The organism is Enterococcus sp. DIV1316a, assembly GCF_050536915.1.
Taxonomy (GTDB): Bacteria; Bacillota; Bacilli; order Lactobacillales; family Enterococcaceae; genus Enterococcus; species Enterococcus faecalis.
In genome coordinates, this window is sequence record NZ_CP172913.1 from 399,415 (window position 1) to 413,237 (window position 13,823).

General features: G+C 36.9%; 15 protein-coding genes. 9 read left to right on the forward strand and 6 right to left on the reverse strand.

Features of this window, described 5'->3' with window-relative positions:
* Positions 1-190 precede the first annotated feature (190 nt).
* The 3 genes from tyrP (at position 191) to IGL56_RS02035 (ending at position 4,414) form a co-directional block, all read left to right on the forward strand.
* A complete protein-coding gene (gene tyrP, locus IGL56_RS02025; RefSeq protein ID WP_002355453.1) occupies positions 191-1,609 on the forward strand; it encodes a tyrosine-tyramine antiporter in 1,419 nt (472 codons plus the stop codon).
* Between the two features lie 124 nt (positions 1,610-1,733).
* Complete coding sequence (gene nhaC / locus IGL56_RS02030) at positions 1,734-3,140, forward strand: Na+/H+ antiporter NhaC (RefSeq protein ID WP_002363118.1); 1,407 nt, start codon at positions 1,734-1,736, stop codon at positions 3,138-3,140.
* Positions 3,141-3,496: 356 nt separating this feature from the next.
* Positions 3,497-4,414: a hypothetical protein gene (locus tag IGL56_RS02035; RefSeq protein WP_002379086.1), complete on the forward strand. Its 918-nt coding sequence runs from the start codon at positions 3,497-3,499 to the stop codon at positions 4,412-4,414.
* A 51-nt stretch (positions 4,415-4,465) separates the two neighbouring features.
* Here IGL56_RS02035 and IGL56_RS02040 read toward each other — a convergent pair whose 3' ends face one another.
* The 3 genes from IGL56_RS02040 to IGL56_RS02050 all read right to left on the reverse strand — a co-directional run bounded on the left by IGL56_RS02040 (position 4,466) and on the right by IGL56_RS02050 (position 6,645).
* Complete coding sequence (locus IGL56_RS02040; protein ID WP_002355456.1) at positions 4,466-4,915, reverse strand: YehR family lipoprotein; 450 nt, start codon at positions 4,913-4,915, stop codon at positions 4,466-4,468.
* A gap of 138 nt (positions 4,916-5,053) precedes the next feature.
* Positions 5,054-5,560 carry a phosphatidylglycerophosphatase A family protein gene (locus tag IGL56_RS02045; protein ID WP_010710809.1) on the reverse strand — a complete coding sequence of 169 codons (507 nt, stop codon included), beginning with the start codon at positions 5,558-5,560 and terminating at the stop codon, positions 5,054-5,056.
* 131 nt (positions 5,561-5,691) lie between these two features.
* Entirely contained in the window at positions 5,692-6,645 is a 954-nt protein-coding gene (locus tag IGL56_RS02050; RefSeq protein ID WP_002370889.1) for an L-lactate dehydrogenase, read from the reverse strand.
* A gap of 167 nt (positions 6,646-6,812) precedes the next feature.
* On the opposite strand from IGL56_RS02050, the gene IGL56_RS02055 reads away from it, so the two are divergent.
* Both IGL56_RS02055 and IGL56_RS02060 read left to right on the forward strand, forming a co-directional pair.
* Positions 6,813-7,175, forward strand: a complete 363-nt coding sequence (locus tag IGL56_RS02055) for a DUF4809 family protein (RefSeq protein ID WP_002364850.1) — start codon at positions 6,813-6,815, stop codon at positions 7,173-7,175.
* 15 nt (positions 7,176-7,190) lie between these two features.
* Positions 7,191-7,601 (forward strand): DUF4809 family protein, encoded by a 411-nt coding sequence (locus tag IGL56_RS02060; protein WP_002358638.1) that lies wholly within the window; start codon positions 7,191-7,193, stop codon positions 7,599-7,601.
* Positions 7,602-7,648: 47 nt separating this feature from the next.
* Here the strand turns inward: IGL56_RS02060 and IGL56_RS02065 are convergent, their stop codons facing one another.
* Entirely contained in the window at positions 7,649-8,476 is an 828-nt protein-coding gene (locus IGL56_RS02065) for a LysR family transcriptional regulator (RefSeq protein ID WP_002358639.1), read from the reverse strand.
* 141 nt (positions 8,477-8,617) lie between these two features.
* Here IGL56_RS02065 and IGL56_RS02070 point away from each other — a divergent pair, with 141 nt between their 5' ends.
* The gene (locus tag IGL56_RS02070) at positions 8,618-9,586 is read left to right on the forward strand and encodes a TDT family transporter (RefSeq protein ID WP_002364849.1); all 969 of its coding nucleotides are present in this window, start codon (positions 8,618-8,620) and stop codon (positions 9,584-9,586) included.
* 22 nt (positions 9,587-9,608) lie between these two features.
* Positions 9,609-10,568 carry a GDP-mannose 4,6-dehydratase gene (locus IGL56_RS02075; RefSeq protein WP_002364848.1) on the forward strand — a complete coding sequence of 320 codons (960 nt, stop codon included), beginning with the start codon at positions 9,609-9,611 and terminating at the stop codon, positions 10,566-10,568.
* A gap of 13 nt (positions 10,569-10,581) precedes the next feature.
* On the opposite strand, the gene IGL56_RS02080 is transcribed toward IGL56_RS02075, so the two are convergent.
* Positions 10,582-10,929, reverse strand: a complete 348-nt coding sequence (locus IGL56_RS02080; protein ID WP_002355464.1) for a winged helix-turn-helix transcriptional regulator — start codon at positions 10,927-10,929, stop codon at positions 10,582-10,584.
* 111 nt (positions 10,930-11,040) lie between these two features.
* Here IGL56_RS02080 and IGL56_RS02085 point away from each other — a divergent pair, with 111 nt between their 5' ends.
* Positions 11,041-11,658 (forward strand): nitroreductase family protein, encoded by a 618-nt coding sequence (locus IGL56_RS02085; protein ID WP_002355466.1) that lies wholly within the window; start codon positions 11,041-11,043, stop codon positions 11,656-11,658.
* A 186-nt stretch (positions 11,659-11,844) separates the two neighbouring features.
* Positions 11,845-12,858, forward strand: coding sequence for a lipoate--protein ligase (locus tag IGL56_RS02090; protein WP_002375893.1), 1,014 nt, complete (start codon positions 11,845-11,847; stop codon positions 12,856-12,858).
* A gap of 70 nt (positions 12,859-12,928) precedes the next feature.
* Here IGL56_RS02090 and IGL56_RS02095 read toward each other — a convergent pair whose 3' ends face one another.
* The gene (locus IGL56_RS02095) at positions 12,929-13,783 is read right to left on the reverse strand and encodes a M48 family metallopeptidase (RefSeq protein WP_002384882.1); all 855 of its coding nucleotides are present in this window, start codon (positions 13,781-13,783) and stop codon (positions 12,929-12,931) included.
* Positions 13,784-13,823: the final 40 nt, after the last annotated feature.

The following is a 13,823-nucleotide window of genomic DNA, read 5'->3' on the forward strand; positions in this document are numbered from 1 at the left end:
CGGAAAAAAGAAATGGTAACCGAACGAGGGAACGTTCGTCTGGTTGATTTATTCAATAGATAAATCAACCAGACGGCTAACCTCTTAACCAATTCTTTGTCTGGGTAAGAGGCAGTCGAGTGACTGTTTTACTCAGCGTATAACAGTCATTCATGCTCCTTATCCAAAATCTTATAAGGAGTGTACAAAATTGGATAAACAACAAGTTAAAAAAATTGAATTAGGTACTTTTATCGGTTTAACAATGGCATTGTGTGCAACTGTACGTAGTATCCCAACACTTGCTGCTGTTGGTTGGACATTAATTTCTTACACAATTTTCGCGGTCTTATTCTTTGCTGGTCCAATCGCATTGATATCTGGTGAATTATCTACGATGCTTCCTCAAGAAGGTGGCCCTCAACTTTGGGTTAAAACTGCCTTAGGTAGCAAATGGGGTTTTGTTGTCGCTTGGTTACTATGGGTGCAAATGTTCCCAGGAATGGTAATGGTTGCTTCTACATTAGGCCCTTTGCTAGGTAATACATTTGGCAATGTTCACTTAGGTGAAAATCATTGGTTCGTATTAGGTTGTATCTTAGTGATTTACTGGATTATTACAATCTTGAACTTGAAATTTGACATGGCGAAAGTTGGCGGAAATATTGGTGTTTGGCTAGGTGTTTACATCCCAGTATTAGTTATGTTTGTTTTAGGTCTTCTTTCAATGATTAAAGTAGGCTTAACACCTGGCGGCTATTTAGGTGCCTTCTCTTGGTCAAAAGTTTTACCAAACTTAGAAAATATGGACACATTTAAATATCTAGCAGGGATTGCGTTTATCTTTGTTGGGATTGAAATGTCTTCTGTTTATATTCCTCGTTTGAAAGATGCAACAAAAAATTATACAAAAGGCGTTTTCATTTCATTAATTGGTTTAGTTTTATTAAACGTTATTAATGCAATGTTTGTTGCTAATATTGTTCCAAATGGCAAAATGGAATTGTCTAACATTACACAACCAATTTTGCTTTATTGTGACGTTTTAGGTTTACCAACAATTATTGGTAATATCTTTAGTTTCATGGTCTTCTTAGGTGTGTTATTACAATTATCTGCTTGGGTTACTGGACCATCAAAAACAATTATTCAAGTTGCTCGTGATGGCTTATTGCCACCAAAATTTGGTTTCCATCGCGAAAATAAATATGGCGTTTCTCGTAACGTTGTGTTAACACAATCTGTAGTTATCTCATTATTCGCTTTACTTTATGGGGTAATGGATGATGTCAACGCTGTATTCTTAACTTTAACAAATGCAACAACAATTATTTATAGTATTGTGTATGTATTGATTGCGATTTCCCTAATTAAATTACGTAAATCTCAACCAGATACACTACGTCCTTACCGAATTGGTAAAAAAGGTAATGGCTTAGCTTATTTAGTGGCAGCAATGTTAATTTTTAGTGTTATCATTGTTATTTTCGCCACATTAGGTACAACAACCGTGACTGATGCAGTCTTAGTTGCATTAATCACTATTGTTATGTTTGTGATTCCGTTAATCATTAATCGCTTTAAAAAAGCAAGTTGGGCAACGGAAGTAAAAGAAGATTTAGGTGAATAAAAAGGCTAGCAATTATTTTGCTGAGTGCCTCTTCACCTGATGACTATAGTAAATTGTCGTTTGGAAACTGAAGCAAGTTCGATTATTGCTTCAGTTTTCGCTTTCCATAAAAGGAGGTTTTCATATGAAATCAACGAAACCCACTGTTTCGTTCGCTGAAAGTTTAGGCATTTTGATTGCCTTGTTAGCGATTCTCGGGTACTTAATTATTGGTCAAAAATTAACCCCTCACATACCGATTCTTTTTGTATTCATGTTGTTGTTGCTTTATGGCAAATGGAAAGGATTTTCTTGGGATGAAATCCACGAAGGCATTGTGGAAGGGATTAAACCAGGGATCATTCCGATTATTATTTTCTTGTTGATAGGTGTCTTAGTTGCTACTTGGATCTTGTCTGGGACGATTCCAACAATTATGGTCTATGGTTTTAAAATTATCTCAGTGAAGTTCTTCTTACCAACCGTTTTTGTGGTCTGTGCACTAGTTGGTGTGACGGTAGGGAGCTCCTTTACGACTGTTTCAACTATGGGGATTGCCTTTCTAGGTATTGGACATATTCTTGGATTCGACAATGCGATGACAGCTGGTGCAGTTGTTTCAGGTGCCTTTTTAGGGAACAACATTTCACCGTTATCTGATACAACAAACTTAGCTGCTGGAATTGGTGGCGTGAACCTTTTTGAACATATACTAAACATGATGTACACTGTTATTCCGGCGTTTATTATTTCGATTGTCGGCTATATCTTCTTGGGGCATCAATCTGGTTCAGCGGATTTACAATCGGTTGATGCAATGGTCCAAACGTTACATCAAGGATTCTGGATTTCACCGATTACATTGTTGCCAGTAGCGGTTTTGTTCTTATTCGCCTGGAAAAAGGTACCGGCTATTCCAACGTTACTAGTCGGCTCTACAGTGGCGGTCATCTTAGCTTTTATAAATGATCATCACCTAAGTTTAGCGAAAGTTTCTACCATCTTAATGAGTGGTTATGTGGCAGATACAGGGGACCAAAGTATTGATACACTTTTATCTCGTGGTGGGATTGAAAGCATGTTAGGTTCTGCTGCGTTGATTATTTTGGCATTAGGTTTGGGCGGCTTGTTGATTAAGTTTAACATCGTGGCTACTTTAATTGATAAAATTAAAGGCTATGTGAATAATCCAGCTAAATTAATCGCTTTAACTGCCTTAAGTTCTGTGGGAATTAACTTACTAGTTGGCGAACAATATTTGTCAATTATTTTACCAGGGGAAACATTTAAATCCTCATTTACTCGTTTAGGTATTGATAAAAAATATTTAACTCGTACTTTGGCAGATGCTGGGGCGGCAGTCAACTCGTTAATTCCTTGGGGAGTTAGTGGTACCTTCATTATGGGAACGTTAAAAGTTGGTGCACTAGAATACTTACCATATGCCTTTTTCCCATTGCTTTGTCCCATTATCACCGTCATTTTGGGGATATTCTTAAAAAAACAACAAGGGGAAAACAAAAAAGCACCAGGGACTAACGTTGAATTGTGAGTTTTTTCAGATAATTAAACAATTGGTTACGATTGAACCTCAGTGTATCTACTGATTGGTTCAATCGTTTTTTCGTCACAGATTTTTTACAATTCTTCATATAATCTTTGAAGCTCCTTAAAGGCAATTTAATTATTCTAAGTTATGATACAAAGGATCAATCAAATAGGTGGATGAACGTGGTGTTAAACTCATAGAGACTAACAGTAGTTTATTCTTGCTCAATGTTGAGGTGTAGGTTCGAATCCTACCGTCCACTTTCTGTTATTTAAACCAACTTAGAACGAAACACAAACAAGTGACGGATACACATGATTAAGGTACAATAAGGGTAGGGAAAACAAGGAGGAATTCTTATGAAAAAGATAGGGCTTATTTCTAGTGCTTTTCTTTTAACCCTTGCTTTAGCAGCATGCGGCGGCGGAAAAAGTACAGAAAATACGGATAGTCGTTCCAGTGCTGCGGAAAGTACCACAGTCGAGAGTACAAAAGCATCTGCTACAAAAGAATCAAGTAGCAAAGCAGCAACGAAATCTAGTGATGCGAAACCGTCAGGAACAACAACAGCTGATTCGAAAGCAACAGCTTCTTCTACGAAGGAAGCGGCAAATAATGGCTCAGCAGAGAAGCAATCACCAGCGAAAAATGCGAATCCAGATGACCAAGCCAACCAAGTGCTTAACCAGCTAGCAAACATGTTTCCTAGTCAAGGCTTACCGCAGGCAATTTTAACGAGTCAAACGAATAACTTTTTAACTGCAGCGACAACATCACAAGCGGATCAAAACAATTTCCGTGTTTTATATTATGCAGAAAAAGAAGCGATTCCAGTGAATGATGCACGTGTTAATCAGTTAACGCCAATTAGTTCTTTTGAGAAAAAAACATATGGCTCTGATGCCGAAGCAAAAAATGCAGTGAACCAAATCATTGACAATGGCGGTCAACCAGTAGATTTAGGTTACAATATTACTGGGTATAAACAAGGGGCGGCAGGTTCTAGTTACTTATCTTGGCAAGAAGGCAATTGGAGTTTAGTCGTACGGGCCTCAAATATCAATGGTGAATCGCCTGATGATTTAGCGAAAAATGTTGTCAACATTTTGGAACAAGAAACATTACCAGCACCGAATACCGTTGGTCAAATCACACTGAACGTGGCAGGAACCACTGACTATAATCGCAACTCAGTAGTTTGGCAAGCCGGTACAGTCGTTTACTCTGTCCATCATTTTGACCCAATTCAGGCAGTGAAGATGGCAACATCGATTTAAATAATCAAAAGAAAGCGTGCAACAATGCCCATTGTCGCACGCTTTCTTTTATTATTTTTGTTCTGTATAACCTTGTGACTCCACCAATTCTTGGCTTTTCTTCATGCTAATTCCCTTAGAAGAATCTCCATCAATCTGGATACCATCCACTTTTTTTGCTTTATCATAATCAAGTTTTTCATAATTAATCGTCAATTTTTCGATGGCTTGTTTGTCCTCATAGGTCAGTTTGTAATCAAGCCCTTTGATGTCCTCGTATTGTTTAGAAACGGGTTCCAACGCTGTTTTTGCCTCTTCTTTTGTAATCCCCAATTTGTCATAAGAAACAATGTTTTTAGCCGTTTGCGTTAAGACTTTATCTCCTTGGTACGTATAGGTTAAGGTGGAATCAATCCCATCTTGTGGCGAACCTACAAAGGTTTTTGTCTCTATTTTTGAACCGCAACTTGCAAGAAAGAATACCCCAATAAAAATTAAAAATACGCGTAAAAACTTTTTCATTTCTAGATAACCTCCTTTAGCTGTTTATTCTTGACTGTAACATAACACGGCAAATAATTACTGTTAAGTAGAAAGCTTGTGAGAAGTCCAGCAAATAAAAAACTTGCCTCTTCTCATAAAAATGAAGAGGCAAGTTTTTTATTTAGTAATATCACTTAAATCTGGTTGTGAGTGAGCCAACCGACTGGCAGCCGCAGCCGCAATTGCGCCCACGATATCATCCAAGAATGTGTGGACATGTTCGCCATCATGCGCATTTAACTCTTTTAAAATGCCTGGTTTTACCTTGTCGATATACCCATAGTTCGTAAAACCGATAGATCCATAAACATTTACAATGGAGAGCGCCATAATTTCATCAATGCCATAAAGCCCTTCATCTTCCGTTAAAATTTCTTGTAACGGTGAGAGTAGCTTGTTTTCTTCTGCCAGAATATCCAGTTGGACACCTGTAATAATCGCGTTGTGTACTTCACGCTTTGTTAACACTGCATCAATACTTTCTAAACAAGTATCTAATGTTAAATTATCAATATAATCTTTTTGTAAAAATAACACAAGTTCAGCTAAATCATTCATTGTTACGCCACGTTCTTGCAATAAACGACGTGCGCTATTTTCTAACGTATCTCCTTGGATTACCATTTTTTGTCCTCCTAATTTCTGCTTTAGTTGAAGTTCTTCTTTCATGGTACCAAAAAGAACGATAAAGGGGAATTAGAATCTATTTTGGTAGAGAATAATTTAGTTGAAGTGTTATTTTTAGTTAAAAATTACTAAGCGTTCGGTTGTAACGATGACATCACTTGTTTTAATTGTGTCACTGATTTTTGGAAGAGTTCTTTTTCAGCAGCATTCAGATTCAATTCAATAATGTCAGTAACACCTTGATTGCCAACGACTGCAGGAATCCCTGTAAATACATCTTGTTGCCCATATTGCCCATCTAAGTAAGCTGAGACAGGTAAAATAGCTTGTTCATTATTTAAAATGGCTTTAACAATGCGTGCAGTACTCATACCAATCCCATAATAGGTCGCTTGTTTGCGATCGATAATTTCATAAGCTGTATTTTTCACTTTATCAGAAATGATTGGTAAATCGTCACTAGTTAAGCGCTCTGTCGTATCCACAATTTCTAAAATAGGTTTGGTACCAATCATGGTATGAGACCAGACAGCCACTTCAGAATCCCCGTGTTCGCCAATAATATAGCCGTGAACATTGCGTGGATCAATCGCTAAACGTTGAGACAGTTCTTTGCGGAAACGAGTTGTGTCCAAAGTTGTACCAGTTCCAATTACTCTTGAAACAGGTAAACCAGAAGCTTGCCAAGCCACATAAGTCAGTACATCGACAGGATTTGAGGCAATCACTAAAATTCCATCAAAACCAGATTTCATGATATTGTTAACAATTGTTTTCATAATTTCTGCATTGATTGAAACCAAATCTAGACGACTTTGCCCAGGTTTTTGATTAGCGCCAGCTGTAATCACGACGATATCGGCATCTTGGCAGTCTTGATAGTCGCCAGCCCAGACGTTTACATTTTCTTGACCCCAAGACACACCATCTAATAAGTCAATTGCTTCGCCTTCAGATTTGGCTTTGTCAATATCAACTAAGATTAATTCATTCGCAATCCCTTGGTTGATCATGGAATAGGCAATACTTGTGCCAACAAAACCAGTACCAATAATTGCGACTTTTTTGTTAAATACTTTCATCGTTCATCTCTTCTTTCTGTAATATTTCTTTCTTAGTGAATTATATCACGAACTTTTTAGGTGTGGTTATACCAATCTGTAATAGTCTTTATTAACAATTTAAATAAGGGAAGCGTGCTTTTTTTGTTATGATAAGAGTAGGAAAATAGAGAAGATAAGGAGGCAAAATGACAACGACAACAGTGTATTATGCAAGCAATAATGAAAAACAGCCGAACCGTTTTCAACTAGTTATCGGTAGCTGTAGCTATGAACTTCCAAAAATAGAAATCTACGAAATTCTGGAATGTATCGCTTTAGCATATGGCTATCAAAAAGAACCATTCATTGAAGAACAAACAGAATGTTTTGTTAAAGGCAACCGTTGTATACATGTTTCCCAACAAGCGACGACGTTGACTTTTGTTGTGAATGATCTGCGTTTAGTAATGGAAAAACAATGCCGGAATCACGAAGAAGTCTTTCAAGAAGTCAATCATATTTTATTGAATATTTTTGAGGAGACCCCTTGTGTTTTTCTCGAAAAGTAGGAAAGAAGGATTAAGATGAAACAGGTGAAAATAACAACTACCTCAGACTTGATTAATGGCGGCTGCAATGCCTGTCCGAATGTGAAGTGTACGAATTATCTTGTTCATGTAGAAGATGAAACAATTGCGTTAGAAACGCTAACCGTTGCAGATTTAGTAACTTTATTAGCACTCAAAGAAGGGTTTCGTCAAAAATTAGTTATGGAAATGTTCGAAGAATATACGGTGTTTGAAAGGGAAACTCATCAAGTTGTATTCAAGGAAGAGGAAACGAGAATTCTTTTTCAATCAAAAAAACAGACCATTCAAAGCACTCTTTTGTGTAAAGAGCCACAACAAGTGTTCCAAGAAACCCAGCAAATTTTACACCAACTATTTGAGTTAGAACCTTTTGAATTTGAATTGGTAGAGGAAACTGATGAATAAAAAAACAGGAAAACGATTTAGCGAAAGCTAAGTCGTTCTCCTGTTTTTTAGGTTTGTCGTTCACGAATTTTTTCAACGATTCGGTTATAAACTTCAGAGAAGGAAGTATTGGCATGGTGATCGGTCTGGACAATGAAAATTTTTCGAGAAGCAAAGGACTGATCAATTGGTTGCCAAGGGATCTCATCGGAAATAGATAATCGAGAAACAATTGATTGCCCAATGTTATTTTTTAGCAATTGTAACAGGACTTCGTTGTTGTTTAATTCGATAATTGGTAAGTTGATGCTGTGTTCGTTGAGATAAAGCTCATTGAAAAAACGTAAGCCAGAGTTCTTTTCTCTTAAGAGCCAAAATTTTGAAGCGGCATCTCCTGCTAGAACTAGTTGATCTTCATAAACAATTTCTTTGTGTAGATTTTTGGTTTCAATGGGTTTTTCAATTAGTCCAATGTGGGCATGATTATTTTGAACCATATCCACGACTTCGTTTGAATTCATCAGTTGAATCGAAAAATTGATGAGTGGAAAAGCGGTAACCAAACTCTCCATAATATCTGGCAGTAAATAAATAGCAACTGTATTTGAAGAGGCTATAATGCAGTCTTCTTTAAAATTCTCTTTTTCTGCAGCTTGCGCAAAAGAAGTAGTTAAGCTTTCAATAATCGAGAGCATTTTTGGATATAAAAAATCAGCTTCTTTGGTTGGAATAACCGATTGTTTTCCATTACGATAGAACAGCTTGATCGAAAAGTGTTGCTCTAATTTCTTGATTTGCAAAGAAACAGTTGGCTGAGAAATATACAATTGTTTGGCCGCCGCACTAAAATTTTTGGTTTCATACACAGCAATAAATGTTTTGATCCATTCGAACATAAAATCGCCTCTTTCTATTTACTATCTTAATAGTTGGTATTGAAAATATTTATTTTACAAATATAAATATTTCATTTAGTATAATAACATACTTTTGATTAATATCAATAATAATAAATAAAGACGGAGTGTGACTACATAATGGTAGAAAGTGCGAAAAAATTCTTGCGGAAAGTCCCGATTCCCATTTGCGGACTAATTTTAGGGATGGTTTCTTTGGGGAATTTACTTTATTCCTTGGGATATGCAACAATTGGGACCATTTATTGTGTACTTGGCAGTCTCTTAATGATTTTAGTTATTTTAAAAATTATTTTTACAATGAAACATGCATTAAGCACCTTAGATGATCCAATTATTGCTTCGGTATCACCAACATTTACAATGGCTTTAATGGTTATCTGTGTTTTCTTAGATCGGATATTTACCAATGCTGTTTGGATTAACGTGTTGTGGATTGGCGCAGTGATTTTACATTTTATTTTAATGATTTATTTTGTAGCGGTGCATATTTTTCCAACAAAAATCGAACTGGAACATATTTATCCAAGCTGGTTTATTACGTTTGTCGGCATTGGCGTTATTCCTAATACTTCTCAATTGTTTATCAATGAGTTGGGAAAAATTGTTTTTTGGGTAGCGTTGTTCTTTTATTTACTCTTGTTACCAATTTTAATCAAGAGAATTACGAAGTCGAAAGAAATGCCTGAATCGACCATTCCTTTATTGACGATTATGACAGCGCCAGGTTCGTTATGTTTAGCTGGCTATATTTCAATGGGTGGTCATTTGTATATGCCATTAGTTGTTTTCTTGCTAATTTTATCTCAATGTATTTATGGGATTGTAGTAGTGAATCTATATAAAATTATGCAAGTGACATTCTATCCAAGTTATGCTGCCTTTACATTCCCATTAGTAATTTCTGCGACAGCATTAGTCAAAGTTAAACCTTTATTTGCAGAAAAGGTAGGCCTAACGAGTCTGTTAAATATTTTGTCTACTTTTGAACTTTTATTAGCTGTGGCTATTGTAAGTTATGTGTTCATTCGATATTGCATTTTTTTATTCCAAAGAGAAAATAACACGAAAAAAGTGGAATTAAATTAAAAAAAAGAGAGGAAGCAAAGAGGTGAAGAAACTATTAATTACTGGAGGAGCTGGCTTTATTGGTTCTAATTTGGCTAATTTTTATAGTCAACAGTATCAAGTTTTTGTGATTGATGATTTGTCCATGGGGCGAGTGTCAAATTTGCAACAAACTGAGCAGTTGGTTTTTATTAAAGGAAGTGTGACGGATCAGCAATTATTGGACGAAGTACTTTCAAAGCATTCGTTTGAGTATATCTTTCATCTTGCGGCCGTGGCAAGCGTGGCAAGTTCTGTGGCACAGCCTCTAGAGACCCACGAGGTCAATTTTTTAAGTGTATTGAAAATATTGGAATCAATAAAAAAATATCAAAAAGAGCTCAAACGTTTTGTTTTTGCTTCGTCGGCAGCCGTTTACGGTGTAGAGCCAACGTTGCCTAAAAGAGAAACTTCGATGGTTTGCCCTTTGAGTCCCTATGCTATTGATAAGTTTGCTGCTGAACGTTATGTTCTCAATGAATACCATTTACACGGGGTACCCACGAGCGCAGTTCGCTTCTTTAACGTCTATGGTCCCAATCAAAATCCTTCTTCACCCTATTCTGGTGTCCTGTCCATTTTGATGGATCATTATATCCAGTTAGAACAAGGGCAAGCGAGCCAATTTCAAATATTTGGAGATGGTCAGCAAACACGTGACTTTATCTACATTGAGGATGTCCTAACTGCATTAAATTTAGTAGCAACCAAAAGTGAAGCGTTGGGACATGTTTATAATGTGGGTACCGAAGTTGCCATTTCCCTTAATCAATTAATTGAAGAAATGAACCAATTAGTGGGACTTTCTTTGCCAGTTTCTTATCAAAAGGAACGAGATGGCGATATAAAATATTCTCTTTCAGATAGTTCTGCTTTGAAAGGCTTAGGTTTTTCGCCCGTTTATTCAATTCAAGAAGGACTTCAAAAATATCTTAAGTTTACCCATAATACCCAAAATAGATAAAAAAAGACGAGACTTATTTGTTAAGTCTCGCCTTTTTTTGTGCAAATGTTTCGCCCCAATGGCAAAGTGAAGAGAGGGCATCGTAAAGAGCATATCCTTCCGGAGTGAGCGTATATTCCACACGCGGGGGTAGTTCGTTAAAGGATTCTCGATGGACTAGGCCATCTTTTTCCATTTCTCTCAAGCGATCTGTCAGGACGCGCTGAGTGATTCCGTCGAGCGCACGCATCAATTCACCGTTGCGCTTGGTTCCTTGGAATAATTCATCCATTAATGATAATTTCCATTTGCCGTTAATGGTGGAAAGGGCTAAGTTGATACTGGTTTGTTTATCAGTTGTCATAGTTTCTCCTTGTGACACGTAATGGTTACTTTTTTCTTCCTAGGTGAATAAAAAGTGCGTACTTTTTTTCTCCATCATAGTGAGTAATAATAACTATGTCAAGTAAGGCAAGAGGAAGGAAGAAGAAATATGATGTATCAAGATGTTGTTCGCAGCCGCCGCTCAGTTCGGGATTTTATGCCAGATGTTGAGATTCCTAAAGAGGAATTAATGGCCATAATTGAGGAAGCGATGTTCGCGCCAAATAGTACCAATTTAAATTCATGGCGTTTTTTAATTGTCACAGAAAAAGAACAAAAAGAGGCCCTTTACGAAGTTTCGATGCAACAACCAGCAGTTAAAGGGGCAGCGGCGGTGATTATTTTATTAGGTGATTTGACTGCTTATACAGTGGCCAATGCAGATGAAATCAGTGCTAAAGCTGTCGCACAAGGAACGATGACGGAAGAAATTCGTCAAGGAATTAATGAAAATGTTTCTTGGTACTATGATGTTAGCGAAGAACAAAAAAGAGAGTGGCTAATGTTAGACCAAGGCTTAGTTGCGATGCAGCTGATGCTTTCTGCAAAAGATCGAGGCTATGATACTGTGGCGATGTCTGGTTTTGAAACAGAAGCTGTTCGCAAGTTATTTAATATTGAGGATCATTTAGTGAACGGACTGATTATTCCGATTGGCAAAGCTCAAACACCCGGCTTTGAAACAGTCCGACGAGATGTTTCAGAAGTAGTAACTTGGTTAGATTAAAAAGCTAAACAGTTCTGTAACTGCTGTTTATTAGATTTTGAGCGTGGAACAAACATCCAAAGTGATTGTTGTCCCACGTTCTTTTTTTGTTGATCATCCTCTTTTGAGAATGGCCAGAGAAGACGTTTAGTGAACCAATTTTGAAAGAAAGTGATACACTAGAAGAAAAAGAAGTGGGGCGACCTTATGCGTTATGTCATAATGCAGTCACGAGATATTCGTGAAAATTTAGCAACGGAAGATTATCTATTAAACACTCTCTCTTTTGAAGAGCCCTTAGTGTTGTTTTATATTCAGGAACCCTGTGTTATTTTAGGCCGAAATCAAAATGCTTATGAAGAAATTGACTTAGCTTATGCTAGAGAGAAGGGAATCGTTATTACTCGCCGTTTATCGGGCGGTGGTGCTGTTTATGATGATCTCGGGAATGTCAGCTTTAGTTTTGTTGTTCAGGAAGGACATCAAGCTTTTGGGGATTTTAAAGCGTTCACTAAACCAATTATTGAAGCATTACATAAAATGGGCGCAACGGGGGCCGAGATTAGCGGTCGCAATGATTTATTAATTGATGGGAAAAAATTTTCTGGCAATGCCATGTATACAAAAAAGGGGAAGATGTATACTCATGGTACCTTGATGTATGATGTTGATTTGGCAGAAGTTCAACGTGTCTTAACTGTTTCTAAGAAAAAAATTGAATCAAAAGGGACAAAATCTGTTCGGGGACGCGTAACCAATTTACGGCCGTACTTAGACGAAAAATATCAAAAATTAACCATTGAGGAATTTCGCAATCGTTTACTGATGGAGCTCTTTGATGTCGAATCTCTAACTGAAATTGCGGAGAAAGAATATGTCCTAACCAAAGCAGATCAGCAGGAAATTAGGAAATTGGTCGCTGAAGTGTATGGCAATGAAGCTTGGATTTTTGGTGAAGCGCCTAAATTTACGATCAAAAAAGAAGAAAAGTTTAAAGGCGGCATTGTGGATGCACGTTTGACTGTTGAAAAAGGTAAAATAATTGAGTTAACGATTTATGGTGATTACTTTGCCAAAAAAGAAACAGCGGAAATCGTTGCGGCTTTATTAGGTGTGGACTATCAGTATTCATCAATTTGGCAAGCATTAGCAGCGTTTAACTTTGAAGACTACTTTGTAAATATCACCAAAGAAGAATTTGTTCATTTATTGGTGGATTAATAAACGTGCTGGGACAAAAGTTAAAGAATCTTTTGTCCCAGCACGTTTATTTAATGATGGTTGGCTCTCGCTAGAAAAATTTTCCATGAACATCCCAATTGCCAGTATCTTTGGCTTTTTTCAATGTTTGCATTCGACGGAAGCCAACAGGATGATCGGATAAGAAGTTACTCAATTTAAGCCAGATGGTATCATCATGTAAATCAATACTGTGAAAGTATTCTTCTAAATCCACACGACTGCCCATGTATTTTCCTGAAAATAAATAAATCATGCTTAAAGCACCTTCTTCTGCGTAGTATAAACCTGCGCGATCAGCGGTATATTCTTGCGTTCTTGTAAAACTTTTATCTAACGCAACTGGTTTCAAAATAATGGATAACATTAGTCGCCATAAATTAGTGTGCCCACATTTATGGTGTCCTAGCTCGTGTGCCAAAATAAAGCGAATCAGCGAAAAATCGCCTGTATTGTACGCGATGTCCAACAAATCACTGTGAATGACAACATAGCGTCTGTGTAAAGAGCATTTTGCCGCAAAAGCGTTTAAGACACCATTCCCGTTGATTAAATAAAGACGTGGCATCCTTAATTTTTTAGTGCCAAAGCCCATTTCTTTTGCCAAATCAATATACAAGGAATAAATTTCTGGTAACTGATTTTCTGTAATTTCCACTCCGTTAGAAGCAGTATCCATGTACATATAACGAATGGTAAAAAAAGCAATGACTGGCGCAATTGGCGCAATTAAGACAATTAATAACCAGTCAGGAATCGGCAAATCACTCAATATCAATAAAGCGACTAACCCCAATGCTAAAAACAATAAAACAAAACCAATGATAATCATTGGTAATTCAAAACGATAACGTAACTTAGCAACAGAAATTTCTTTCTTTTTTTCCTGCGGTTGACACATAAACATTCCTCCCCAAACATTTCCCAAACACTTTTTCAAATAAAAT

Coding starts and splice junctions, on each gene's coding strand:
- IGL56_RS02070 (WP_002364849.1), top strand. CDS start 8,618: ATGGTAGAAAGTGCGAAAAAATTCTTGCGGAAAGTCCCGATTCCCATT.
- IGL56_RS02055 (WP_002364850.1), top strand. CDS start 6,813: ATGACAACGACAACAGTGTATTATGCAAGCAATAATGAAAAACAGCCG.
- IGL56_RS02050 (WP_002370889.1), bottom strand. CDS start 6,645: ATGAAAGTATTTAACAAAAAAGTCGCAATTATTGGTACTGGTTTTGTT.
- IGL56_RS02085 (WP_002355466.1), top strand. CDS start 11,041: ATGATGTATCAAGATGTTGTTCGCAGCCGCCGCTCAGTTCGGGATTTT.
- IGL56_RS02095 (WP_002384882.1), bottom strand. CDS start 13,783: ATGTTTATGTGTCAACCGCAGGAAAAAAAGAAAGAAATTTCTGTTGCT.
- IGL56_RS02065 (WP_002358639.1), bottom strand. CDS start 8,476: ATGTTCGAATGGATCAAAACATTTATTGCTGTGTATGAAACCAAAAAT.
- IGL56_RS02090 (WP_002375893.1), top strand. CDS start 11,845: ATGCGTTATGTCATAATGCAGTCACGAGATATTCGTGAAAATTTAGCA.
- IGL56_RS02060 (WP_002358638.1), top strand. CDS start 7,191: ATGAAACAGGTGAAAATAACAACTACCTCAGACTTGATTAATGGCGGC.
- IGL56_RS02045 (WP_010710809.1), bottom strand. CDS start 5,560: ATGGTAATCCAAGGAGATACGTTAGAAAATAGCGCACGTCGTTTATTG.
- nhaC (WP_002363118.1), top strand. CDS start 1,734: ATGAAATCAACGAAACCCACTGTTTCGTTCGCTGAAAGTTTAGGCATT.
- IGL56_RS02035 (WP_002379086.1), top strand. CDS start 3,497: ATGAAAAAGATAGGGCTTATTTCTAGTGCTTTTCTTTTAACCCTTGCT.
- IGL56_RS02040 (WP_002355456.1), bottom strand. CDS start 4,915: ATGAAAAAGTTTTTACGCGTATTTTTAATTTTTATTGGGGTATTCTTT.